General features: G+C 51.6%; 14 protein-coding genes and 1 tRNA gene. 12 read left to right on the top strand and 3 right to left on the bottom strand.

The annotated features are described in order from the left end of the window. Positions 1-476 precede the first annotated feature (476 nt). The 6 genes from NE619_RS03155 to NE619_RS03130 all read left to right on the top strand — a co-directional run bounded on the left by NE619_RS03155 (position 477) and on the right by NE619_RS03130 (position 13,600). A complete protein-coding gene (locus NE619_RS03155; protein WP_256130911.1) occupies positions 477-1,829 on the top strand; it encodes a phenylacetate--CoA ligase family protein in 1,353 nt (450 codons plus the stop codon). 17 nt (positions 1,830-1,846) lie between these two features. Continuing rightward, a complete protein-coding gene (locus tag NE619_RS03150; protein WP_256130910.1) occupies positions 1,847-10,849 on the top strand; it encodes a non-ribosomal peptide synthetase in 9,003 nt (3,000 codons plus the stop codon). Between the two features lie 122 nt (positions 10,850-10,971). After that, positions 10,972-11,640 carry a 4'-phosphopantetheinyl transferase family protein gene (locus NE619_RS03145; RefSeq protein WP_256130909.1) on the top strand — a complete coding sequence of 223 codons (669 nt, stop codon included), beginning with the start codon at positions 10,972-10,974 and terminating at the stop codon, positions 11,638-11,640. A gap of 72 nt (positions 11,641-11,712) precedes the next feature. Further along, positions 11,713-12,219, top strand: coding sequence for an HdeD family acid-resistance protein (locus tag NE619_RS03140; protein WP_256130908.1), 507 nt, complete (start codon positions 11,713-11,715; stop codon positions 12,217-12,219). Between the two features lie 417 nt (positions 12,220-12,636). Beyond that, on the top strand, positions 12,637-13,395 hold the full coding sequence (locus tag NE619_RS03135) for a YdcF family protein (RefSeq protein ID WP_256130907.1): 759 nt from the start codon (positions 12,637-12,639) through the stop codon (positions 13,393-13,395). 129 nt (positions 13,396-13,524) lie between these two features. Continuing rightward, positions 13,525-13,600: transfer RNA gene (locus tag NE619_RS03130), tRNA-Ala, on the top strand. 149 nt (positions 13,601-13,749) lie between these two features. Here NE619_RS03130 and NE619_RS03125 read toward each other — a convergent pair. Beyond that, positions 13,750-13,884 carry a hypothetical protein gene (locus NE619_RS03125; RefSeq protein WP_256130906.1) on the bottom strand — a complete coding sequence of 45 codons (135 nt, stop codon included), beginning with the start codon at positions 13,882-13,884 and terminating at the stop codon, positions 13,750-13,752. A 631-nt stretch (positions 13,885-14,515) separates the two neighbouring features. Between NE619_RS03125 and NE619_RS03120 the strand changes: the two genes are divergently transcribed. Together NE619_RS03120 and NE619_RS03115 are read left to right on the top strand one after the other, a co-directional pair. Then, positions 14,516-15,688 carry an exonuclease SbcCD subunit D gene (locus NE619_RS03120; RefSeq protein ID WP_256130905.1) on the top strand — a complete coding sequence of 391 codons (1,173 nt, stop codon included), beginning with the start codon at positions 14,516-14,518 and terminating at the stop codon, positions 15,686-15,688. After that, the gene (locus NE619_RS03115; RefSeq protein ID WP_256130904.1) at positions 15,685-18,450 is read left to right on the top strand and encodes an SbcC/MukB-like Walker B domain-containing protein; all 2,766 of its coding nucleotides are present in this window, start codon (positions 15,685-15,687) and stop codon (positions 18,448-18,450) included. Before NE619_RS03120 ends, NE619_RS03115 begins: the two co-directional genes overlap by 4 nt. Here NE619_RS03115 and NE619_RS03110 read toward each other — a convergent pair. Beyond that, positions 18,440-19,822, bottom strand: coding sequence for an MATE family efflux transporter (locus NE619_RS03110; RefSeq protein WP_256130903.1), 1,383 nt, complete (start codon positions 19,820-19,822; stop codon positions 18,440-18,442). The genes NE619_RS03115 and NE619_RS03110 overlap by 11 nt on opposite strands. A 144-nt stretch (positions 19,823-19,966) precedes the next feature. Between NE619_RS03110 and NE619_RS03105 the strand changes: the two genes are divergently transcribed. Beyond that, positions 19,967-21,703, top strand: coding sequence for a hybrid sensor histidine kinase/response regulator (locus NE619_RS03105; protein ID WP_256130902.1), 1,737 nt, complete (start codon positions 19,967-19,969; stop codon positions 21,701-21,703). 5 nt (positions 21,704-21,708) lie between these two features. On the opposite strand, the gene NE619_RS03100 is transcribed toward NE619_RS03105, so the two are convergent. Further along, positions 21,709-22,779 (bottom strand): CdaR family transcriptional regulator, encoded by a 1,071-nt coding sequence (locus tag NE619_RS03100; protein WP_256130901.1) that lies wholly within the window; start codon positions 22,777-22,779, stop codon positions 21,709-21,711. A gap of 186 nt (positions 22,780-22,965) precedes the next feature. On the opposite strand from NE619_RS03100, the gene NE619_RS03095 reads away from it, so the two are divergent. The 3 genes from NE619_RS03095 (at position 22,966) to NE619_RS03085 (ending at position 25,345) form a co-directional block, all read left to right on the top strand. Then, a complete protein-coding gene (locus NE619_RS03095; RefSeq protein ID WP_256130900.1) occupies positions 22,966-23,943 on the top strand; it encodes a hypothetical protein in 978 nt (325 codons plus the stop codon). Continuing rightward, the gene (locus NE619_RS03090) at positions 23,940-24,437 is read left to right on the top strand and encodes an RNA polymerase sigma factor (RefSeq protein ID WP_256130899.1); all 498 of its coding nucleotides are present in this window, start codon (positions 23,940-23,942) and stop codon (positions 24,435-24,437) included. The genes NE619_RS03095 and NE619_RS03090 overlap by 4 nt, the downstream gene beginning before the upstream one ends. An 89-nt stretch (positions 24,438-24,526) precedes the next feature. Continuing rightward, positions 24,527-25,345, top strand: coding sequence for a MerR family transcriptional regulator (locus NE619_RS03085; RefSeq protein WP_256130898.1), 819 nt, complete (start codon positions 24,527-24,529; stop codon positions 25,343-25,345). Positions 25,346-25,508: the final 163 nt, after the last annotated feature.

Below are 25,508 nucleotides of genomic sequence, written 5' to 3'. Positions count from 1 at the left end.
CCGCAGGATCGTTGAAAAATGCGTAACTTTTCGAAAAAATCGGGATAAGTTACCGGAACTGCCCTTTTGGTGAGCGGTTTGCAAATTAAACGATTCCGCACCTTGCAGCAACGCCGGTACAGTTCGGTCAAAATCGTGTGGAACCTTGCTCAAAAGGCAAATTGCTATTTTTATCAACACACAGCAAAAAAACGAGTATTTGTTGAGCTTTTTTCAAGGATACAGAGCGTGCGAGCACAGAAATTCGATCAATATGCAGATTTCAACAGGCACAGAGGCCGCAATCCTTGGAAAACTTCAACAACAAAGGCGAAACGAGCCCCTTGTTGAACAATTAGGCACATTATGAAAAAAGCCTTTGACTTTCCCGCAAAACCAGGGAAAAGGATACAAAAAAGCGGTCTCGCAGGAGGTCTCACATGACAACCCCGCAGGACAGCCCCACATAACTGATACAAAGGAACAGGAGGAGAGCAATGAAGGAAATAACCATGGAGCAGGCGATAAAGCTCTGCAAGGAAGCGGAAGAAATGACAAGAGAGCAGCGGCAAGCGGCAGCTCATGAGCGGCTGAAAGAACTGGTCGCCTATGCGAAGCAGCATTCTGCCTTTTACAAAGAATTATATAAAGATATCGGAGACAATTTCACTCGGAAGCAGCTGCCCCCGACTTCAAAGGCAAAGCTGATGGAATCCTACGAAAGCTGGGTCACGGACCCGCAGATTACCTATGATGGAGTTTACGACTACCTTCACAACGAAGACACAGCGGTAAAGTCCTATCTGGGCAAGTATTCCGCCCTCACCACATCGGGCACCACCGGCATCCCCATGCCCATGGTAAGGGATTCGTACCACAACGTAATCCACGGCGCGTTGATGCAGACCAGGCTTCTGCGCAATGTGGACCCGGACATCATGGAACCGAAAAATCACCGGATCGCCGCCGTTGTCATGCTGGACCCGCAGGTATCCTCCTACTCCAGTTTTCTCAAAATGGCCAGAGCCAACGAGCAGTACAAGGACAATCTGCTGCCGATCTCCCTTCTGAAAGACCCGGACGAAATCGCCCGGGAGCTGGACCGGTTCCAGCCTGACCTTCTGACCGGATACCCGTCGGTCATGGGAGCGCTGGCCGAAGCCCAGAAAAAGGGCAAGATGAATCTGAACCTCCAGGCCATCGCCTGCTCAGCGGAGGTTCTCAGCGATAAAGTACACCAGGCGCTGACCGAAGCCTTTGGCTGCGCCATTCTCAACAACTATTGCAGCACCGAAGGCGGCGAAGCGGCCATGTCCTGCGACAAGGGAAAGCTGCATATCAACGAAGACTGGGTCATCATCGAACCGGTGGACAAAGACGGCAACCCCGCGGAGCCGGGAACCTGGTCCCAGGGCATCTATATTACCGACCTGACCAACTATGTGCAGCCGGTGATCCGCTATTTCGTAGAAGATAAAGTGAGAATTACTTATGGCTGCCAGTGCGGCAGCACCCTGCCGGTCATGGAAGTCATGGGCCGGGTTCTGGAAAACATCACCGTAGGCGGAAAAGTGGCCTTAAGCGCCGGAGCGGAAGTGGAGACACGGCTCAAGGACGTCACCGGCGTGTACAGCATCCAGCTGCTCCAAAAAGGAGAGCGGAGCTTTGAAATACGCATGGTGGCCGAGGACGAAGAAAAGAAGCAACTGGCCTTTGAAGACGCTAAGGCAAGGCTCATCGAATATTTTAACATTTTAAACTGCGGCCAGCTGGAATTTACCCTGGGCGACGAACCGCCCAAGAGGAGCGCCAAGGGCGGAAAAGTAAAATTCTTAGAGGTGGATTTTTAGGAAAGGCAGGATATACCATGAAATCTTTTTTAGAAGCATTTGCGGAAAATGCAGGAAAATATGCAGAGAAAACGGCCATTGTGGACCAGAGCGGGAGCAGGGAAACCTCATACAGGGAGCTTGACGTCCTCAGCGATAAAATAGCCGGACTGATCGTAGAAAAAAAGGTCGAAAAAGGCAGCCTGATTCCGGTGCTCATGGGCCGGGAAATGGAGTTTATCGCTTCCATGCTGGCGATTCTAAAGGCCGGGTGCGCTTTCGTGCCCCTGTCTTCGGCTTACCCCCAGGAGCGAATCGACTATATCACAAACCAGTGCAAAGCGGACTGGATTTTAGGAGCGGATTTTGTAAAAGACGCGGCAGCGGCAAAGCCCCTGGCAGAGCCGGTACAGGTTTCGCAAGAAGATCCGGCCTTTGCCGTTTACACATCAGGCTCCACGGGAACACCCAAAGGAATTCTGCACGACCACCGCAGCCTTTCCCACTCCTCTTACCGGATTGCCAAAGCCACGGGATGCCTGCCGGAGGATCAATATCTGTCCAACGTGCCGTACCATTTTGTGGCCTTTATCATCGACCTGACCGCCAATCTTTATACAGGAAACACCATACATATTCAGAACGAACAGGATTGCCGGGACGTGCGCAAAATCGAGCAGTACATCGCGGAGCATCAGATTAACGCTACCTTTATCAGTCCTCAGCTGTTGAAGCTGTTCCACAATAAAAGCGATTCTCTGCGTTATGTAACCACCGGCAGCGAACGTCTCAGCGGAGCCAGCGGCCAGGGCTACACCCTGTACAATTTTTACGGAGCCAGCGAAACCACGCCGGGCGCCACGATTTTCACGGTGGACAAGGAGTACGACAATACGCCCATCGGCAAGCCTTTTGAGGGCATGAAGATTTATCTGCTTAACGAAGACGGAAGCCGGACCAAAGAGGGAGAAATCGGGGAAATCTGCATTTCCGGCCCTCTGTCCCGGGGATATATCGATTTGTCGGAAAAGACGGCGGAAGTGTTCTGCGACAATCCCTTCGCCGAAGGGGAGGACGACAAAATCCTCTATCACTCCAATGACCTGGGAAAATTCACACCGGAAGGAAATTTGATCTATGTCAACCGTAAGGACTGGATGGTGAAAATCAACGGCCAGCGGGTGGAGACCGGGGAAATCGAAACCCTGATGAACAGCCTTGATTTTGTGGAAACAGCAGCAGTCAAAGGCTTTGAAAACGAATACGGACAGACCTATCTGTGCGGTTATTTTCAGCTGAAAAAAGACAGCGCGCAAAAGGACCCGGCTGCTAAAATCAAGGAAGAGCTGAAAAAGAAACTGCCGGATTACATGATCCCAAGCTTCTTTGTGGAACTGGAAGCCTTCCCCCTGAACGTGAACCGCAAGCTGGACCGGCTGTCCCTCAAGCCGCCGCAGCTGTCGGCTTTCAAGGCGGAATATGAAGCGCCGGTAACGCCGGAGGAAGAATTGCTCTGTAAAGGCTTTGAAGAAATCCTGGGCGTAGAAAAGGTGGGCAGAAAAGACGACTTCTTTGCTCTGGGCGGCGACTCCATTAAAGCTGTGCGTCTGCAAGCTTTTGCCGAAGAGCTGAATCTGGCCTCTCAGCAGGTTTTCGAGGGCAAAACGCCGGAAAAAATCGCTGCTCTGTGCGGTCAGAAGGAAGAAGATCCCTATGAAAACTGCCGGGAAGAAAAGGATTTTTACCCCCTCACCGACAGCCAGATGGGCGTTTTCCTGGAATGCCTGCAAAATCCTACGGGAGTTATGTATAACATCCCCTTTGCATTCACAATCCCGGAAGGCGTGGATTTACAGCGTTTCCGCCAGGCCCTGCTGGACACAGTCAAACATTATCCGGTCATGGGCATTGCCGTGCGTCAGCAGGATGAAACCTACGGAATGGTTCCCGGCGCCGCGCAGGAATTTGAGATTCCACTTGAGAAGGTTTCTCAAAAACAGCTGGAGCAAATCAAGGAATCCTTTGTCCGGCCCTTTGATCTGGAAAAGGGACCGCTGTTCCGCATGGAACTTTATGAGACGGAAAAGGATGGCTGCCTGCTGGCAGATATGCACCACATCATTTCCGACGGAGCATCCTTTGCCAGCTTTTTCTCCCAGGCAGCCAGAGCTTATCTGGGGCAGGATTTGCAGCCGGAGGAGATTACCCAGTTCGATCTGTCCAACTATGAACAGAAGCTAAAGAACACCCAGCGTTATCAGGAGGCGGAAGAATATTTCGACCGGCTGCTGGCCGGAAACGAAGTGGATTCCAACCTGTTATTCGATAAAGACGAAGACCAGTCGGCCGACCATCCGGCCAAGCGGCTTTACTGCAACCTGGAGGGCCGCATCAGTTCCGGCGCTTTGGAGCATTTCACGAGACAGGCCGGGGTTACGGAAAACACCTTCTTCCTGGGAGCATTTGCTTATGCCCTGGCAAAATACACCGGGCAGACGGAATCCCTCTTTACCACGGTCAACAACGGCCGCCACGACCCGCGTTTCCAAAACACAGTGGGCATGCTGGTGCGCACGATTCCCGTATACGCAAATATTGAGGAAGACGCGGCAGTTCAGTCGTTTTTACAGAAAATGCAGGCGGATTTCTTCGAAACCATGAACCACGATTGCTGCTCCTTCGGTGAGCTGGCCAATACTTACGGCATCAGCTCGGATATTCTCTTTGTTTATCAGGCCGAGACCTTAAACGCCATTGAGATCGAAGAAGCCAGACTGCCCATGGAGGCCCTGGAAACCGGCAGCAGCCTTGCCAATATCACCCTCCACGTATTCAAGAAAAAGGGCAGCTACGATCTGTTCCTGGAATACCGCAGCGATGTCTACGAGGATGAAACCATCGAAGCCTTCTGCGCCATGATGGGAAATATTATGGAAGGTTTCCTCAGCGAACCGTGCCTGAAAGATATCGCCCTCATCGACGAGGAAGAAGGCCGGAAGCTGGATCGTTTCCACGGGGCGGAAGTAGTCTATGACCGCAGTGAAACCATCATCGACCTGTTTAACAGGCGGGCGGCGGAAATGCCGGAGCATACGGCGGTTATCTATAAAGACAAACGTTACACCTACGCCCAGGCGGATGAACTTTCCGACCGGGTGGCGGGCTATGTGCAGAAGCTGGGCATCGGCAGGGAGCAGGTTGTTTCCGTGCTGATTCCAAGGTGCGAATACATGCCCATCGCATCTCTTGGCATCATGAAAGCAGGGGCTGCCTACCAGCCGCTGGACCCGACTTATCCCGCCGAACGGCTGGCCTTCATGATGAAGGACGCCCAGGCGTCGCTGCTCATCGCCGATGAACAGCTGTTGGAGCTGGTGCCGGAATATGACGGGCCGGTGCTCCTTTTGAAGGATATCCCCACCCTGCCGCTTCCGGAAAAGGAAAGCCTTACCCCGCCGTCGCCGGAGGATCTGTATATCCTGCTTTACACCTCGGGAACCACCGGAACGCCCAAGGGCTGTATGCTGCTGCACAAAAATTTGCGCGCGTTCTGCCAGTGGTACTGGAATTACTACGATTTGAAAGAAGAAAACGTGGTGGCCGCTTACGCCAGCTACGGTTTTGACGCCTGCATGATGGATATGTACCCGGCCCTCACAAGGGGCGCGGCGGTATGCATTGTGCCGGAAGAGCTGCGTCTGGAGCTTACCAGTCTCAGCGATTATTTTGAACAGGAGAACGTGACCCACTCCTTTATGACTACCCAGGTGGGACGTCAGTTTGCCGAGGAGGGGAAAAACAAGTCCTTAAAGCATTTGTCCGTGGGCGGCGAAACACTGGTGCCTTTGCAGACAGAGGCTGCCTTTGAGCTGTACAATGCCTATGGCCCTACGGAATGTACCATCTTTACGACCATTTACCGGCTGGATAAAACCAGACGTTATTCCAACGTGCCCATCGGACGGCCCATGGATAATATGGAGCTGTACATCGTGGATAAGTACGGCAGAAGAGTGCCCACCGGGGCCACCGGCGAGCTGTGCGTAGCCGGCTACCAGGTGAGCCGCGGCTACCTCAACAGGCCGGAGCAGACGGAGAAGGTTTTCACGCCGAATCCATTCAGCAGCAAAGAAGGCTTTGAGCGGATCTACCACACCGGCGACATGGTGCGGTTCCTGGCGGACGGCAACCTGCAATTTGTGGGCAGACGGGACAGCCAGGTGAAGATCAGAGGTTTCCGTGTGGAGCTGACGGAGATCGAGCGGGTGATCCGTCAGTATCCGGGCGTTAAGGACGCCACGGTCATGGCCTTTGATGCTCCCGCCGGCGGAAAGGCTGTGGCAGCCTACGTGGTAGGAGATGAAAAAATAGATGTAAACGGGCTGAGCGCCTTTATTATGGAGGAAAAACCGCCATACATGGTACCGTCAGTGACCATGCAGATCGATCAAATCCCGCTGAACCAGAATATGAAGGTCAACAAGCGGGCGCTGCCGGATCCCAAACCACAGGCCGAAGCCGCAGTTTCCGATGATAACCGGCCCATGACTCTGCTGGAGACCGATTTAAAGGCTATTATCAGTCAAATCGTCGGCCACGAAGGCTTTTCTGTAAGCACAAACCTGATGAACGCAGGACTGACCTCCCTTTCCGCCATCAAGCTGGCGGCCGCTGTGCAGCGGGAATACGGAGTGGAGCTGGAAGTGAAAAAAATGATGAAGCAGTGCACCATTCTTTCCATAGAGGATGAGATCTATCTGGCGCTGCGGCAGAAGAGAAACGAAGAACCGGCGGAGGAAAAAGCGGTGGAGCTCAAAGAATGGTATCCGCTGACTCAGACCCAGCTGGGCGTTTACTATGATGCCATGAAGGATTCGGAGAGCACGGCCTACAACATTCCGGCCATGTTCAGCTTCCCGGCCTCCGTTACTGCGGCGCAGCTGAAAAAAGCCGCGGAAACGGTAATCGCGGCCCATCCGTATATCAATACCAGAATTCGGGTCCACGGGGAAGAATATGTGCAGATGCCCTACAAGGGCCAGCCGGAGGAGATTCCGCTGCTTTCCATGACAGAAGCGGAGCTTGCCAAGTACAAGGCGCAGTACGTCAAGCCTTTCGTCATTTTAGACGAGCCGCTGTACCGGCTGTCCATTGTGGAGACGGAAGCGCGTACCTGTCTGTTTGCGGATTTCCACCATATTATCTGTGACGGCGGTTCGCTGGATCTGTTCATGCACCAGCTGGCGGCTGTCCTGGGAGGGGAAATTCCGGAAAAGGAAACCTTCAGCTATTACGATTTTGCTGCCAGGGAAAAAGAGCAGGAGCACGGGGAGCATTATCTCCAGGGCGGAGAATTCTTCGCCAAGATGCTGGAAAACTGCCGGGGCGCAAGCGAGCTGGCTCCCGATCTTTCCGGTCAGGAGCAGAGCGGCAGGAAAGAAGAAAGCACAGCCCTGTGCGATGGCTTAAAGGTGGACGGTTTCTGCCGGGAGCACAGTGTGACACCGGCGCAGCTGTTCCTGGCCGCCGCGTTTTACACCTTGTCCAGATATCTCAGCAGCAAGGATATTTATCTGTGCACCATCAGTAACGGCAGGTCGGACCTGAAACTGCAAAACGCCATGGGTATGTTTGTCAAGACCCTGCCGCTGGCGGCCAATGTGGAAGGAAGCAAGACGGTGCTCCGACTGATTGAGGAGGCCAGCCAGGTGCTGGGAGACGCGGTTTCCTATGAAGAATACCCATTTACCAAAATTGCCGCTGACTATGATTTCGCGCCGCAGATCATGTACGCCTGTCAGCTGGGCGTGCTGGAACTTCCCATGGTTTCCGGGCAGCCGGTGGAGCTTGACAGCATGGAATCGGATCATCCGAAATTCAAACTGTCGATCCATATTGAGGAGAGAGACGGAAACCCGGCTGTGTGCCTGCAATACAACAATGCTCTCTACAGCAGGGAGCTGATGGACCAGCTGGCACTTTCCATGGCTGTGTGCGTGGAGCGCATGATGGAGGAACCGTCTGCGCTGCTGGGTCAGCTTTCGCTGGTGACCGAAGAGCAGCAGGCGCGGCTTGATAAGTTCCGCCAGGCCGGATCCTGTGAATTGGAGGAAAAGGTTCTCCATCGGGTCTTCGAAAAACAGGTTGCCCTTCATAAGGAAAAGACAGCCCTGATCGCGGCGGAAGGTTCGTATACCTATGAGCAATTGAACGCACAGATGAACCGGGTGGCAAACGGTCTTGCGGAGCATGGTTTCTCCAAGGGCGATACGGCAGCCATCCTTCTGGGTAGAACGGGAGCATTGATGATCGCCATGTACGGCGTGATGAAGGCCGGGGGAGCATACATCCCCTGCGACCCGGAATACCCGGCGGAGCGGATTCGTCAGATCACCGAAGACAGCCAGGCCGCTTTCGTCATAACCACGGCAGAACGCCTTGGCGATTTCGCGCCGGGCAGAGCCATTGATATTCAGGAGCTTTTAACCTGCGAAAACACAGACAATCCAAAGGTGGAAGTTAGCGAAAAGGATCTGGCTTACATGATCTACACCTCCGGTTCCACCGGAAAGCCGAAGGGCGTCATGCTGGAGCACGGCGGCATTGCCAACTATGTTTACGACCACGAGGCCAACCCCCATGTCCACGCCTGCGTGACCTGCGGAAGCGTGATGATGTCCATTACTACGGTTTCCTTTGATATGGCATTGAAGGAGACGGCTGTGGCCCTGTGCAACGGGCTGACCCTGGTGCTGGCCAATGAAGACGACGGCAACCACCCGGCCCACCTGGCGGCATTGATGGAAAAAACGGGGGCCGATATTTTCAACGCCACTCCGTCCAGAATGCTCCAGTACATGGAATCGCTGGAATTCTGCCAGGCCCTTGCCCGGTGCAAGGTGGTTATGTCCGGCGGGGAACAGTACAGCCTGAAACTGCTGGAAAAACTCAAAGAAGTGACCGATGCCCGCATTTTCAATACCTACGGGCCGACGGAGATCACGGTATCCTGCAATGCCAAGGAGCTGACCTGTGAAGATCGGATTACCATCGGCAGACCGCTGCTCAATTACACGGAATACGTGGTGGATAGCAACGGCAATCTGCTGCCTCCTGGCGTGGTGGGCGAGCTTTACATCGGCGGCATGGGTGTTGCCAGAGGGTATCACGATCTGCCGGAAATGACGGCTGAGCGGTTCGTGGAATTTAACGGTGAACGGATTTATAAGAGCGGCGATTACGCCAGATGGACCGATGAGGGCGATATCGTCATTTTGGGCAGAACCGACCATCAGGTAAAACTGAGGGGCCTGCGGATCGAGCTGGAAGAAATCGAAAACTGCATTGCCGAATATCCGCAGATGAAGGCAGTGGTGGTTGTGATTCGCAAGATCAACGAGACGGAGCATCTTTGCGCCTATTATACGGCGGGAGAAACGATTTCCGTGGAAGCGCTGAAAGAAGCCCTGGCGGAAAAACTGACCAAATACATGATTCCGACGGCCTACCGCCAGCTGGATGAGATGCCGATGACGCCAAACGGCAAGATCGACAGAAAGCAGCTGCCGGAGCCGGAGCTGGCCGCGGCGGCTGAGTATGTGAAGCCGACCACCAAGGCGGAGGAAGTGTTCTGTAAGATTTTCGCCGAAGTTCTGGAAATGGATCAGGTGGGAATCGACGACAGCTTCTTTGACCTGGGCGGAACCTCGCTGGTGGTAACCAGAGTTATTATCGCGGCTACGGAGGCGGGCTTTGATATCACCTATGGCGATGTCTTCTCCCATCCGACCCCGAGAAAACTGGCGGCGCTGTTCCAGGAAGAGTCCGGTCCGGTTTCGGAGCTTGCGGACCTGTCCCTCTACGACTATGCCAATATCGAAAACGTTCTGAAAGGAAACAACCTGGAAGCCTTCCAGGAGGGCGAAATGCAGCCTTTGGGCAACATCCTGCTGACCGGAGCTACCGGATTTTTGGGAATCCATATCCTGCGGGAATTCCTCTTGACCGAAGAGGGAAAAGCGCACTGCATTCTGCGGAAGGGACGTTACAACTCCGCGGAAGATCGGCTGAAATCCATGCTCTTCTATTACTTTGAGGATACCTTCGAGGAATTGATCGGCAAACGGCTGTTTATCACCGAAGGCGATGTGACCGGCACCGAGGCTTTTGATCGTTTGCAAGACTGTGAAATCAATACGGTAATCAACTGTGCGGCCAATGTAAAGCATTTCTCCAGCGGCACGGATATCGAGGACGTCAATGTGGGCGGCGCGCTCAACTGCATCGCTTACTGCAAGGAAACCGGCAGCCGTCTGGTTCATATTTCCACCACCAGCGTTTCCGGTTTCAGCGTTGGCGGAATGCCGCCGGAGGACACGGTGATGAGCGAAAACATGCTCTACTTCGGCCAGGCGCTGGATACCAAGTACGGCCACAGTAAATTCCTGGCTGAACGGGCGATTTTGGAAGAAGTTTCCCAGGGCCTCAGCGCCAAGATCATGCGGGTAGGAAACCTGTCCGCCCGCGATACGGACGGAGAGTTCCAGATGAACTTCTCCACCAACAGCTTTGTGGGCAGGCTGAAATCCTACGAGCTGATCGGCAGGTTCCCTTATACCATGATGGATTCGGCGGCGGAAATGGCTCCGATCGACAGCACGTCCCAGGCCATCCTGCAGCTGGCAAAAACGCCGAAAGCCTGCTGCCTCTTCCATCCGTACAACAACCACAGCATCTACATGGGCGACATCATTCATGAGATGAAACGCCACGGCATGGATATCGAGCTGGCGGAGGAGAAAGATTATCTGGCGGCGCTTGAAAAGGCCCAGAAGGACCCGCAGAAAGCGGAGGTGCTGTCCAGCATGATCGCTTATCAGAATATGGGCCACGGAAAGATAACCCTGCCGGTGAAAAAAGAGAACCATTACACTATGCAGGTGCTTTACCGGCTGCAATACAACTGGCCGACCACTTCTAAGGAGTATGTGGGACGCTTTGTGGAGGCGCTGGATGGTTTGGGATTTTTCTCCAATCTGTAATGCTTTGAAATTGTATCCGGCGGGCCGTGTTTGGGTCCGGCGGATACAAAAAAAGTCAATTTGGATTTTTTCGGGAGAGGCGCAGGCCGCCCGGACTTTGAACAGAAAAGGAAAACAAGGGAATGTTGAAAATTTATATCGCCGGAACGGAGCCGCTGATGGAAGATCGGTTGTTTTACCGGGCTCTTTCCGGCGTGCGACGGGAGCGGAAGGAAGCGGTTTTGCGATACCGCTTCCGTAAGGATCAGGCCCAGAGTCTGGCGGCGGAGCTGCTGCTGGAAAAGGCTCTGTCCGGGCAGGGCCTCTCCCTGAAGGAACTGGCCATCACCCAGGGCCCTTACGGAAAGCCGCTGCTGGCCGATTTGCCGCAGCTTTGCTTTAACATCAGCCATTCACAGCAGCGCGCCGTATGCGGAATCAGTGACGGTGAAATCGGCGTAGACGTAGAGAAAAGAGCGCGGATATCCGTCTCCGATCTGAGCCGCTATTTTACGGAAAACGAGCGGGCCTATCTGGGACGCTGGCAGGGAAAAGAAAAAGAGCGGGAATTTTATCGCCTCTGGACCCTGAAAGAAAGTTTTATGAAGGCGGTGGGAAAGGGTTTTGCCCTGCCCCTTCATGCCTTTGAAATCCGGATGGAACCGTCGCCTACAGTCCGGCAGAGCGAAGACGACCAGCTCTACCATTTCTGCGAGCCGGATATCGGACCGGATTACTGTTTGTCCGTCTGCTCCATAGGGGAGGAAACCCCGGAGGTGGAGCAGATCGACCTGCGGCAAGCAGTTAAATGAAAGCGGGCGGCCGGCAGGTCCGCCCAATCTGAGTGTTTTAAAAAAGTTATCGATAAACTAAGGAGGTCTATTTTGAAAATTGTAACCATTATTTTAGGTGTGCTGACCACACTGCTGGGTATTTTCTGTGTGTTTCGGCCGGGTGTGGCGGCCCTGAGTCTGGCCTGGCTGTTGGGAATCATACTGATTATTTCAGGACTGAATATCACCATTAATTATTTTGGCAAGAAAGAAGGCTCCGGCTGGGACGCTTTCTTCGGAATCCTTTCCATCATAGGAGGCATTGTGCTGCTCTGCAATTACTACGGCGCATTCTTCGCGGACACGGTCATCATTTATTTCATCATGGCATTTGTATTGGTTTCGGGCATTATTCGGGTCTGCGGCGCATGGAAGATGAAGCAAAAGAAACAGCCGTGGCTGGGGGGCATGATCTTCGGTATTCTCTCCATTTTGATAGCGGTTGTGGCCCTGTTCCATCCGCTGATGGGTGTGGCGCTGGTGGGCTACATGGTGGCCTTCACCATCATTACCCAGGGGATCAATACCCTTTCTCTGGGATTGTCTCTGAAAAAGTAAGGGGATTTATATAAGCGGCGGGCCAGAGGTTCATTTCTGGGTGCAGCTTTCCATATTTGGAATTTTTTATCCACTTTAAACAGAAAAAACGTCTTAGTGGATAAAAGTTATGGCCTGGAAGGGTCTGTTTTCGATCATTTCCTGTTAAATAGCCTGATTTTAAAAAATGAATCGCCCGGACCGTTGCAAAGTTATCCATATTCTTTTTAAAAGGAGCGAATATGGATAACTTTTATTATACGATATTCACCCTTACGGCAATGCCGATACAATCTGCTCAGAATAGTATACGAGCAGGATCAGGCATGATTGTGGTATAATAATCTGTAGTTTATGGAAGAGGCCTGTGAGCGATACGGAAAGCGGCCCCCACAGGGCTCATAGGTGAATGTTAAAGAAAGGGAAGCTACAGTATTTATGGTCAAAAAAATTGTTGCAAAAATCATTTTCATCGCAGGCGTTTTACTGCTTGCCGACGGACTGCTTTTAGCGGTAAAAACCAATGTCAATACAGGTACGATCCTGGTTCTTATGGCGGGAGCCGCATTGGCTGCGTATGGCATCTGGTACAAAAAAATAGAAAGGATAACGGCAAAGGGTTTCCCTCGAATCGTGAAATACGCGGTGCTGGCCGTTTTGCTGCTGCTCATATGTTTGATTGGATTTCTCGCTTGTCAGGGGCACAGCGATTCGGTGGCTTATAAAGAAGATGCCGTCATTGTGCTGGGCGCGGCGGTTCACGGCGATCAGGTTTCGCGCTCCCTTGCCCACAGGCTGGACAAAGCGGTAGAATACTCGGAAAAGAATCCAGGCGCGCTGATTGTCGTCAGCGGTGGCAAAGGCGCACAGGAAACGATCACCGAGGCAGCTGCCATGGAAGCCTATCTGGTTGACAAGGGCATCCCACAAGACAAAATCGTGAAGGAAGAAAAAGCCACCAGCACCTACGAAAATTTCAAGTTTTCCCGTGAGCTGCTGGACGGACGCTTTCAGGAAAGGGCGTATACGTGCGTGTATATAACTAATTATTTTCATGTTTACAGAGCCGGAAATATGGCCAAACTGACCGGGATAGAAGCTGCCGGATTGGGAGCCGATACGGATTGGTACTACCTTCCGTCAGCATACCTGCGTGAGTCGTTGGCTGTGGTAAAGCTCTGGGTGTTGGGGAATTGAGTTAAAAGCGGATGCAGTTGTTCTAGATCCGTGAATATGCGGCACCTGGAATTTATAGTAACGTAACATTTTTATTGCTATTTCCAACCCAATCGTGCTATAATAATGCTGTTCAATTAATAGCAGCGTGGGGGATTAGCTCAGCTGGGAGAGCGCCTGGTTCGCAATCAGGAGGTCAGGGGTTCGATCCCCCTATTCTCCACCACAAAAACCTTGCAATTTTAACGATTGCAGGGTTTTCTTTTTGCTGTTGACGCAAAAATGACGCCAACCTAATTCGGACCGGATTTCAGCTGCCAGCCTGCCTCCGGTCCCAAACTCAGCCTCAGACAGCCCACTTAAAATCAGCGGCGATTACCGCTCTTCGCTGGGCGCATAGGCGATCAGCACGATATTTTGATTCGTCTCTGACCGCAGCTTCCGCTGAAACTCATTGATCTCAGCAATCTTTTCTTCCGATAAATCCGCGACTTTAAAATTTCTATCCATAAATGCCACCTCCTCCAAAGGTAGTTTCCCAGAGAAAAAAGAAATTATACCGGAACGGATGGGTGGACTCAGTCCGGCCCGGTGCTGCAAGATGCGGTAACTTTTCGAAAAAAAGGGATTAGTTACCGGAACCGCTGGTCCTTTTTGATGAAAGATCCGAAAACACTTTGGCACATTGTAATGCGAAATCGGACAGACATTTTTTTCTGGAAGAACGAGGCCTTTTTTAACTGATGTGCGTATTTGTTCAACAACGGATTTATTTCAGCTTTCTTGTTGAGGTATTTCCAAGGTTTGCGGCCTCTGCTCCTGCTCAAAGACGCATATTGATCGAGTTTCTGTACATGTATGCTCCGCAACCTTGAAAAAAGGTCAACAAAAATCCGGTTTCCCGCTGCGTGTTGATAAAAATAGCAATTTGCCTTTTGGGCAGTCTTTCTTAGCATCTCAGACCCGAACCATTACGCCTGCTCAAAATGCCGCACTTAACTTTGTGACTGGCAGAAAGAAAAGAGGTCAGTGTACTTAAAAACGCGATATTTGCTACAGGCGAGAGAGGTGCTATAATAACAGCATGCAGGATTTGATTTATTGGGGCCGGTGCGGAGCCGGTCAATCGACAGGGGGATTTATGAAACTGATACATTTGTCCGATCTTCATCTTGGAAAGAGGGTTAACGGGTTTTCCATGATAGAAGATCAAACGTATATATTGGAAAAAATTTTGGAAACGATTGAAGATGAGCAGGCAGATGCGGTTCTCATCGCCGGGGATGTTTACGATAAAAGCGTTCCGTCCGCAGAGGCCGTTGGTCTATTCGATGACTTTCTGGTGCGATGCTCCCGCCAAAACCGCAGCGTGCTGGTTATCAGCGGAAATCACGACTCTCCGGAAAGGCTGGCCTTCGGCGCCCGGCTCATGACAGCTGGCGGCATCCATGTTTCCCCAGTTTACGACGGGCAGATCCGGCCGGTGACCTTTGAAGACGATTTTGGAAAAATAAACGTTTATCTTCTGCCTTTTCTCAAACCGGCCCACGTGAAAGCCGTTCTCACCGATGACGACGATAGAGAGGTCAGCACCTATAATGAGGCTCTGCGCACGGCGGTGAACAAGCTGTCCCTGGATTCGCAGGAGCGGAACATCCTGGTGACCCATCAATTTGTCACAGGTGCCAGCAGATGCGACTCCGAAGAGATTTCCGTAGGAGGGACCGATAACGTAGATGCAGGGATTTTTGCGGATTTTGATTATGTGGCTCTGGGTCATCTTCACAGCCCGCAGAATATCCGGCTTGCCCCCGAAGAAGAGCAGGACGGAGAGACGAAGCTGGCCCGCTACTGCGGAACCCCGCTGAAATACTCTTTTTCCGAGGTGTCTCACGAAAAATCTCTTACCATAGTGGAGATGAAGGAGAAAGGGGATGTTGTTCTGCGGACCGTACCGCTGATTCCAAAACGGGAAATGCGGGAAATCAGGGGCAGCTATATGGAAGTGACGACGAGGGATTTTTACCAGTCCGGCGGGCGGGAAGACTACCTGCACATAACCTTAACGGACGAAGAGGATGTTTTCGACGCTATCGGAAAACTGAGGGCAGTTTACCCCAATATCATGAAGCTGGATTACGATAACAGCCGCACCCGTGCTCAGGGAGCGGACTTGACCACTGTCACCGAAACAAAGCAGCCCTCCGAGCTGTTTGCGGATTTTTTCCGGATGCAGAACGGACGGGACATGTCGCAAAAGCAGGAAAATTTGGTGCGGAATTTGATAAAAGAAATATGGGAGGATGAGAAATGAGACCGATCAAACTGACTATGAGCGCTTTCGGTCCATATGCGGGCGAGACGGTGATAGAAATGGACAGGCTGGGAACCCAGGGGCTGTACCTGATTACAGGGGACACCGGCGCCGGAAAGACGACCATCTTTGACGCAGTCACTTATGCCCTTTTTGGAGCAGCCAGCGGAACTGTGCGGGAAACCAGCATGTTCCGCAGCAAATATGCTGATCCGGCCGTGCCCACCTTTGTAGAACTGGTCTTTTGCTATGACCGTGAAGAATATACGGTGCGACGCAGTCCGGAATATTTGAGGCCGGCCAAGAAAGGAAGCGGAACCGCCGTTCAAAAAGCGGAGGCGCAGCTAAACTATCCTGACGGCAGAGTGATAACCAAGACCAGAGACGTGACTGAGGCGGTGAGAGAAATTCTGGGTATTGACCGTGACCAGTTTACCCAGATCGCCATGATCGCACAAGGCGACTTTCTAAAACTTTTGCTGGCGCCCACGGAGGAACGGAAAAAGATTTTCCGCCAGATTTTCCTCACCCAAAATTACGAAGTGCTTCAGAGCAAGCTGAAGGCAGAAGCCTTGGCGCAGGAGAGACAATATAAAAAGGTAGAAGCCAGCCTGGAGCAATATGTGAACGGGATTCAGTGCGCGGAAGAAAATCCTTATTTCAGCCATTGGCAACAGGCAAGGGAGGGGGAACCCGCAGCCGGAGATATGCTGGAGCTGATTGAAAAAATTATCAGGCAGGACAGCCAGCAGAATGAGCAAAAGACTGAACAGCTGCAGCAGCTGGATCAGAGGCTGCGCTCACTGGATCTTGAAATCGAAAAGGCAAAGGAGGCGCAAAAAGCTGCCGCCGATTTAAAGGCTGCCCAAATCTCCATGGAAAGGGAACAGCAGGAGCAGAAAAGAAAAAAGGAAATCCTGGACCGGGAGTCTGGCACGGCGGCGGAACGGGAGGAACTGACACAGCAGATCGCAAAAGAAAAAAACCGTTTGCCTGAGTATGATGAGCTGGAAGAAAAGAGCAGCCGCATAAAAAGGCTTCTCGGGGAAACCGATCGAAAAGAGCGCAGGAAAAAAGAACGGGAGCTTTCCATTGAAGCCGTGGACAGGGATATCCGGCAGCAGAGAGAAGCGCTGGAAACTCTGAAGGACATCGGTATAGAGAAAGAAAAAACAGATCAGGAGATAAAAGAAAACCTCAGAATGGCAGATCAGCTGGAGCAGCTTAGCCGGAAGAAGAAACAGTATGAGAAAACAATGGCGCTTTGGGAAAAGGCTGCTCTTGCCTATCAGGGAGCTAAGGCGCAGGCGGATCTCATGCAAATGGAATATGCAGGAAAAAACCAGGCGTTTCTTGATGAGCAGGCCGGAATTTTGGCGCAGGAGCTGAAAGAAGGCGAACCGTGTCCGGTTTGCGGTTCCCTTTCCCATCCGCAGCCTGCCAGGCTTACACAGAGCGCTCCCAGTGAAGAGGAAGTGGAGCAGGCCCGCCTGAAGAAAGAAAAGGCTCAGGAGGAGATGGGCAAAGCCAGCGCTGCTGCCGGTGAAATCAAGGGAACGGCAGAGGCGCAGAGAGCAGAGGTGGATCAGCAGGCGAAACAGCTTTTTAAAGACTGCACCTTTGACCAGCTTTCCCGGAGCATAGAAGAAGAACGGGAAACATTGAATCAGCAGCGCCTGGAGCTGAGCAGGACGGTGGAGCAGCAGCAGAAGCTGGCGAACAAGAAGGTGGAGCTGGAACAGGAGCTGCCGCTTTTAGAGAAAAAATCTCAGGAAGAAAAAGAGGGACTGAACCTGGATTTGCGGGAATTGGCAGAGCTGGAAAGTGAGATCAGAAGCCTGCGGGAACAGGAGCACAGCCTCAGTGAAAAACTGGATTTTTCCACGAAAGAAGATGCGGAAAAGCATCTGAAAGCATTGACCAATAAACGATCGACCCTTGAAAAGAACTTCGAAAGAGCGGAAAAAGAATGGCTGGCCGGCAAGGAAAAGCTTACGGCGCTTGAGGCGACTGTCCGTACTTTAAATGAACGGGGCGGCCATTTTGAAGAGATGGAGCCGGATAAGGCGAGCGAAGAAAAAAGCCGCCTGGAAGGGGAAAAGAACCGGCTTACCCAGGAACTGAGACAGATCCGTTCACGGCTGGATCGGAATCAGGACTCCTTCTCCCATATCCGCGAGAAAGAGCAGGAGCTTAAATCCGCGCAGGAACAATGGGGCTGGATGAAAGCCTTGTCGGATACCGCGGGCGGGGCGATTACCGGAAAAGAAAAAATCATGCTGGAAACCTATGTACAGATGACTTACTTTGACCGGATCATCGCCAGAGCCAACACCAGATTCATGATTATGTCCGACGGCCAGTATGAGCTGAAACGCCGGTGTGAAGCGGAGAACAACCGCAGTCAGAGTGGGCTTGAGCTGGATGTAATCGACCACTACAACGGTACCGAAAGAAGCGTCAAGACGCTTTCCGGCGGCGAATCCTTTAAAGCCTCCCTTGCGCTGGCGCTGGGGCTTTCCGATGAGATTCAGTCCTCTGCCGGCGGGGTAAAGCTGGATACCATGTTCGTGGATGAAGGCTTTGGCTCACTGGATGAAGAATCCCTGCGGCAGGCGATCCAGGCACTGGCGGATCTTACGGAAGGAAACCGTCTGGTGGGGATCATTTCTCACGTGTCGGAGCTGAAAGAAAAGATTGACCGCCAGATCATCGTGAAGAAAGATAAATTCGGCGGGAGCAGGGCTGTGATTACTGTCTGAGCTTTGCCGGCCCGGTGTCCGAAAGCAGGCGGCTGTTCATTCTACGGTAGGCCAGCATGCAGAGAAGCAGTGTCAGGGTATCCGAAAGAGGCTGGGAAAACATCAACCCCCGGAGTGAAAACAGCGCATCCGCCCCCAGAGCCGCCGCCGGGAAAAAGATACCCAGCCGGCAGACGGTGAGCAGCAGGGCCTGCTTCCATAGCCCTACCGCCTGGAAGATCGCATTGTACATCTGGAACAGGCACATACCGAAGGAGCAGAGCATCCAGCAGCGCATAAATACAGCAGTCACCCTGGCAGTAGACGCCTGGTCGATAAAGACGCGGGCAAGAGCGGGGGCGGAGAGCTCGATAGCTGCGAAGAAAGCAATCGTGAAGATGAAAAGTGTGCGCAGGGCAAAACGGTTGGTCTCCCGAACCCGGGAAAGGCTTCCCTGTGAATAATTGTAGCCGATCAGAGGCAGGATCCCCTGAGCCATGCCCTGGCTGATATGGATGGTAGCTGTGGTGATCTTCTGGGTGATTCCGTAGGCGGCTATCGCCTGATTGGAATAGGCTGAGGTCAGGCCGGACATTAAGGCGTTATCCAGATTGACCAGAAAGGTATTGAGGCCCGAAGGGAGCCCCACCGATACGATGCTCAGCAGAATCCCTTCGCCCAGGGTGAATTTCCTCGGATCCAGCGACAAGGCCGTATGAAAGCGAATTCGTGTAAAGATAAAAAACAAAAAAAGCATGGATGCAGTGTTAGCAAGCATGGTTGCCATTCCCGCACCGGACACACCTAAGTGAAAACAGAAAATAAAGAGCGGGTCCAGGACTATATTCAGCACTCCGCCCAGCGTCATTCCCAGGCTGGCCGATTTGGTCCGTCCTTCGGAACGAAGCAGATGCCCCAGCAGAAGGGACAGCTCAGCAGGAAGCCCGCCGAATAAAACGACCCAGATAAGATATTCCCGGGTATAGGTGTATGTATCCTCTCCGGCACCCAGGAGAAAGAGGATGTCTTTCATAAAACAGACGAGAATCAGCACCATCAGCCCGGATGACAGGACTGCGCCCCAGAAGGCGCAGGAAGAAGCCTTTGCCGCCCGCTCTCCATTGTGGGAACCCAGGCTGCGGGAGATGACACTGGCCGCTCCGATACCAAATACATTGGCCAGCGCCGTCAGCATATTAAAGACAGGAAAAGAAATCGCCAGCGCGGCCACCTGATTCGGATCGCCGAGCCTGCCCACAAAAAAAGAATCCGCCAGGCTGTAAACAATAATGATTACCTGACTGAGAACAGTGGGAACGGCAAGGGTGATAAAAGCTTTCCTTACAGGCTGTTTTTCAAAAAGCTCCCGGTTGATATTTTCTTTGTTTGACAATGGATCATCCCCTTTACAGAATAGTATATGAAACGGCCCTCTGATTTGGGAAAGGATGTGAGTCGTGATTCTATTTTTTAATGGACAAGCATAGAGGCTGCCAGTATAATATGTGTATAGTGCATATAGGAATCGGTGAACAGAATGAAGAAAATGAAGCCGCAGCAAAAAATGATGATCGCGATGATTCTCGTCTCCTTTGCCGGAGTCGGGATTTTTTCTTTCTATACCATTAAAAACCTGCAGGGAAATGCCCGGATTGTAAATTATTCAGGCATTGTTCGGGGTGCCACGCAAAAGCTTGTAAAGGAAGAATTGTACGGAAAATCCGATGACCCGCTGCTCCAGCGGATAGATGGAATTCTTTACGATTTGGAGCACGGCCAGGGAGAAAACCAGCTGGAGAAAGTGACGGACGCGGACTACTGCGCGCTGCTGGACCAGGTCCAGGCTTCCTGGAACGATCTGAAAGGCGAAATTGCGAAAGTGAGGAAAGGTGCCGATCAGGAGAAGCTGTTTACGCAAAGTGAGACATTTTTTACCTTGGCTGACAGGCTGGTTTCCGCTGCGGAGGTGTATTCGGAAAAACAGGCAAACCGCGCAAAGGGATGGCTGATTAGTCTCTATCTGATCTTGATTATTTCTGCAGGAGCAACGGCAGTTTATGGAGCACGGCAGAAAAAAATGCGGGAGGCGCTGTTGCAGGCAGAGGCCGCAAGTCGGGAAAAAGGCCGGTTTCTTTCCAGAATGTCCCATGAAATTCGAACGCCCATGAACGGTATCATCGGGATGACACAGATCGCAAGGGAAAGTCTGCCCGATATAAAAAAGGTGGATAAGTGTCTGGCGCAGATTGATAAAATATCGAAATTCCTTTTGGAGCTAATCAACGACATTCTGGATATGTCGCGGATCGAAAGCGGGAAGATCTTCCTGAGTAACAAAGCATTTCATCTTTATGAAATGCTGGATGAACTGCGGGATATGTTCGGTGCGCAGGCGGCAGAAAAGCAGATCGATTTGCTGATTTCCAGAGAGGGGCTCAGCAGGGAGGCGGAACTGGTATCGGCTGATGAGCTGCATATCCGACAAATTCTTATCAATCTGCTGTCCAATGCGATAAAGTTTACCCCTGAGAAAGGAAAGATAAGCTTATATGCCGAAAGTATAGAAGGGGAAGGCGAACCTATTATACGATTTACCGTATCGGATACGGGGATCGGCATGACAGAAGAATTTATGGGCAGAATGTTCGAACCCTTCGAACAGGAGGAGTCTACTTCGATTGCCCATAAGGGGACGGGGCTGGGGCTTGCGATTACCTTCCGGCTGGTGGAACTTATGGGCGGAGTTCTGTCAGTAAAAAGCCAGCCCAATGAAGGTACTGTCTTTACCATTGACCTTCCGCTGGATCAGGCGCGGGCGGAGGCCGCTGCGGAAAGAGAGCCTGATTTGGATATGCCGTCGCAGGCGGATATGGAACTGCTGGGGAGGGCAAATATTCTTTTCGCCGAAGACAATGAGATCAATGCGGAGATTATCGAATACCTGCTGAAAAAAACGGGAGCACGAATGCGTCACGCATGGGACGGTGAAGAGGTTGTCGCGGAATTTTGCAGGGAAGAGCCAGGGACCTTTGACTTGATTCTGATGGACATACAAATGCCGAAGCTGAACGGCCTTGAAGCTACGGAGGAAATCCGAAACAGCGGACATGGAAATGCGGCAACGATTCCAATTATTGCATTGACTGCCAATGCGTTCAGCGAGGATGCGCATGCCGCTATGGAAAAGGGAATGAACGGCTACCTTGCCAAACCGATCAAAAGCGATGAGCTGTATGGTGCCATTGCGGCTCAGCTGAGAAAAAATAACCCGTAGGTGGCTTAGTTTCTTTGCATCCACTGAGCCGTCATGGCCAGGACGAAGGCATCCTTGAGAACTCGGGGATCACGCCCTGTCTTTCTTACGATTTTATTGATCTTGTACTGGACCGTGTTCTTGTGGACGAACAGTTCTTTAGCAATGGCATTGACCGAACCGTTGCAGCGGATGTAAACCTCCATAAAGTCAGCAAACTCCTGCCGCTCCTGCCGGGTCAGCTGTGAGAGAAGCTGGCGGCTCAGCAATTCTTTATATTCCGCGTCTACATCGTTTAAAATGAGCTCGGCGACGGAATCTTCGTAGAAAAAACATCCTTTCTTCCCACGCTTTAACGCCATCAGCTTCTGCGCCTGACGATAAGAGTGACGGACTCCGGTATAATCCTTCTGCATGCCGCCTATGGCGCACAGAAATTCATCCGCCCCGGAGTTGCGGGCCGCTTTTTTTATGAAGGCTTCCGCCTGATCTGCCGAAGAGACGGCACAAATCACAATCCCTGTTTCTCCGTTTCGGGCATGAAGAAAGCTTCTTTCTTTCAGATCCTCCGCATCTTCCAGTACGGACGCCGGCGTCACCAGACAGACCGCGTAGCTTGATTCAATGGGAAGCCCATACTCTGCCAGAGATTCTTTAAAGTCGGGCGAAAAGGCAAAGGGCTGCGTATTGATCCATTCATTGACGAAGATGAGGCGGACCTGTTCCTGCTGGCTTTTCTTCTGGTAGGAAAAAAGGTCCATCAGAAGGATTTCCGTCATTTTTTTCAGTACCTTGCCGTATTTCATCACTTCCGACACTTCCCCTGTGATTCCGATTACGCCGATGATCCTGTCGTTGAGGAATATGGGCAGATTAATTCCCCTGCGGCAGCCCTGATACTGGCCGTCCTCATATACTGCCAGCTCCCGCAGGCCATGGCGAATGATCCGGAACGCGCCTTCATGAAACATTCCCACCCGGTCCGGGTTGGTGCTGGCTAAAATAGCCCCCTTTTCATCCATGATATTGATGTCGTAATCCAGGATCATGCTGATCTCCTGGATAATCTTTGCGGCAGTATCTTTGCGCAGATACATAAAAGCCCCTCCTTTATTTGGCACATATGACAAGAATAGGCGAGAGAGTTGGGAGCAACTCCCATACGTCGTTGTCTTTTAGGACATTATACTATAAACAAATGAAAAAAAGTGTAACCTTTTCCGTCTGAAACGTATTAACTTTACGAAACGTTTCAAATAGAAAACGAAGGAGTGTGTATTGTTATGGACGAAAATAGAAATCTGGAAGTTGAGAAAACGTCGGAACCCGGTAAGGCGACGGATCAAAAGTTTTCTTTGCTGGCCAGGAAGGTGAGGCGCCGCAGGATTGTGGGGACTGTCCTGCTGGTATTCGTTGTGATTTTGGCTACCGTGTGTATTGTAAACTATAAAGCTGCGGTCACCAGTCAGGTTCCGCCGATTGTCCTGGGCAGGGGCGGGGTGGATAATGGGCAGACAGACACGACTGTCTACTATTCTCTGGGATTCAAGCAGGTGGTATACGAGTCCGAATACGGGAGAAATTATAGTATGCGGCTGTGGCCTTGGGAGAAAGTGGAGGAGAACCCGCCTGTCCTGACAGCGGAGCAGTACCGGCAGATGACGGAGCAGCTGGAAAAACGCAATAAGGACAAAGCTGATTATAGCAAGTATTTTAATGTTTTTAAGACCTTTGACGCATCGATTCTGGATGTGGAGCAGGATAAAAATCAGTATAGGATTTATCTGAAAGGTGCGGCTTACCAGTTTTTCGAATACAGGGGAAATGTATACGAGAACGTGGACGGCGCTCCGGAATCGAGATATAAAGGGTTTGAACAGCAGCCCATGATTGTGACCGCAGTCTGGGATGGAAAAACTTTTAAAATTCAGGACGTAAAGGACTATGAGCTGGGAGATGGCGGAAGCAGGTCAATTTATGAAAGCTTTCCAAAGCCCGTGGCCGTGCGGCTCAACACCTGGATTGAAGGACAGACGGACTGGGGACAGAAAGCCGTAGAACGGAGCAGACTGAAAGCCGCCGCCCACTTTGGCAAACCGCTGGCCGACGGCACGTATCTTTTCTTCAATGAGGAAACTTCGGAGCTGGAGCTCTATCAGGAAGTGCCCGATTGCTGGGATCCCAGCGGCGAGACGGGGCCGCAGGATAACGATGTGCTGATCGAAAAGAAGCCGATGAAGGAGCTAAAGGAGCAGGTATGAAGGAGTTCGGTGCTATATATAAGGAGTATTACCATGCTCTCTTTGCCTTTCTTCTCAGACTTTCTGGCGGAGATCGCCTTCTTGCCGAAGAATTGACCCAGGAAGCCTTTTACCAGGCCTTCATCTCCATCCATCGGTACAACGGGAAATGCCAGTTTTTTACCTGGCTCTGTCAGATTGCAAAGAATAGCTATTTTAAATATCTGCAGAAGCATAAAGATGTTTCGGTGGACTTTGGCAGGCTGGAAGAAGAATTGCTCTGCGATGGCGGCGAAGATCCGGGAGTGATCTGTGAAACAAAACTGATGAAAGGGGAACTGCGCAGGGCAATCGGCGGTCTGAAGAAAAAGCAAAAAGACGTGTTGATTCTGCGGGTTTATTTCGAGCTTTCTTTTCGAGAAATTGGAAAATCGCTGGGCATCAGTGAAACTGCTGCAAAGGTAAATTATCATCGGGGAAAAGAGGTGCTTCGCAAGGAGCTTTCGCACGATTGAAAAAGTTTGTTCTTTCCCCTTGACTCTCACATCATGTCAGGCAGTATTCTTTAGTTGAGCTCAAAAAACGCATATGCGAGGTAGAACAAATGTTAAAAATAGGTAATTTTTCAAAGCTGGCGAGAATCAGTATCCGTATGCTTCGCCATTACGACGAGATCGGACTCCTCAAGCCTGAAAAAATTGATTCCGTTTCCGGATATCGCTACTACAGCGAGGCTCAGCTTCCGCTGGCAGGTCGGATAAGCGCCCTGAAGATGATGGGGTTCAGCCTGTCTATGGTTTCGGAAATTTTGCAGAGCTACGAGGAACCGGAGACCTTAAAGGAGTTTCTGGTACTGAAAAAGGAAGAGCTTCAGGAACAGGCTGACGAACTGAATCAGCGGCTGCTGCTCCTCGACAACACGATCCAGCTGCTACGAAAGGACGATGAAATGATGAAATATGATGTGACTTTAAAAACCATGCCCCAGCGCTATGTAGCCAGTGTGCGCCAGGTTATTCCCGCATACGACCAGGAAGGGGTTCTCTGGGAACTGCTGTATAAAGAAACCGTAGGTATGAATCTGCAGCAGGGTGATCCCTGTTATGGTCTGGCGCTGTTTTACGATGAAGGGCACAAGGATCAGGACGTGGATGTTGAAATCCAGATTGCAGTGAAGGGAAGCTATGAGGATACCGAGCATGTGAAGTTTAAAACCATGCCTCAATGCCAAATCGCCTCCGCCACCTACAAGGGCAGCTACGAAAAGCTGACGGAAGTCAATCTGGCAGTGGCCAATTGGGTCAGGGACAATGGCTATGAATTCGATGGAACCTCCTTTTGCATCTACCATGTTAGGCCGTCAGAGACGCAGAACCCAGAAGAGCTGGTGACAGAAGTCTGCTTCCCGGTGAAAAAGAAATAAAATGCCTGAATGGATGTTTTCCCCGGCGGCACATTGTGCCGCCGGGTTTTGCAATACTTTTGCGATATTCTGGCAATGTTCCCGCAATGTTCTCGCAAGATACCTGGCGATCTGCCCGGAACAGGAGGCCACTGCTTCTTTGGAGCTTTTTGAAAAAAATATG

Source organism: Anaerovorax odorimutans, assembly GCF_024459955.1.
Lineage (GTDB): Bacteria > Bacillota > Clostridia > Peptostreptococcales > Anaerovoracaceae > Hominibacterium > Hominibacterium odorimutans_A.
This window is presented reverse-complemented; position numbering and strand designations above follow the sequence as displayed.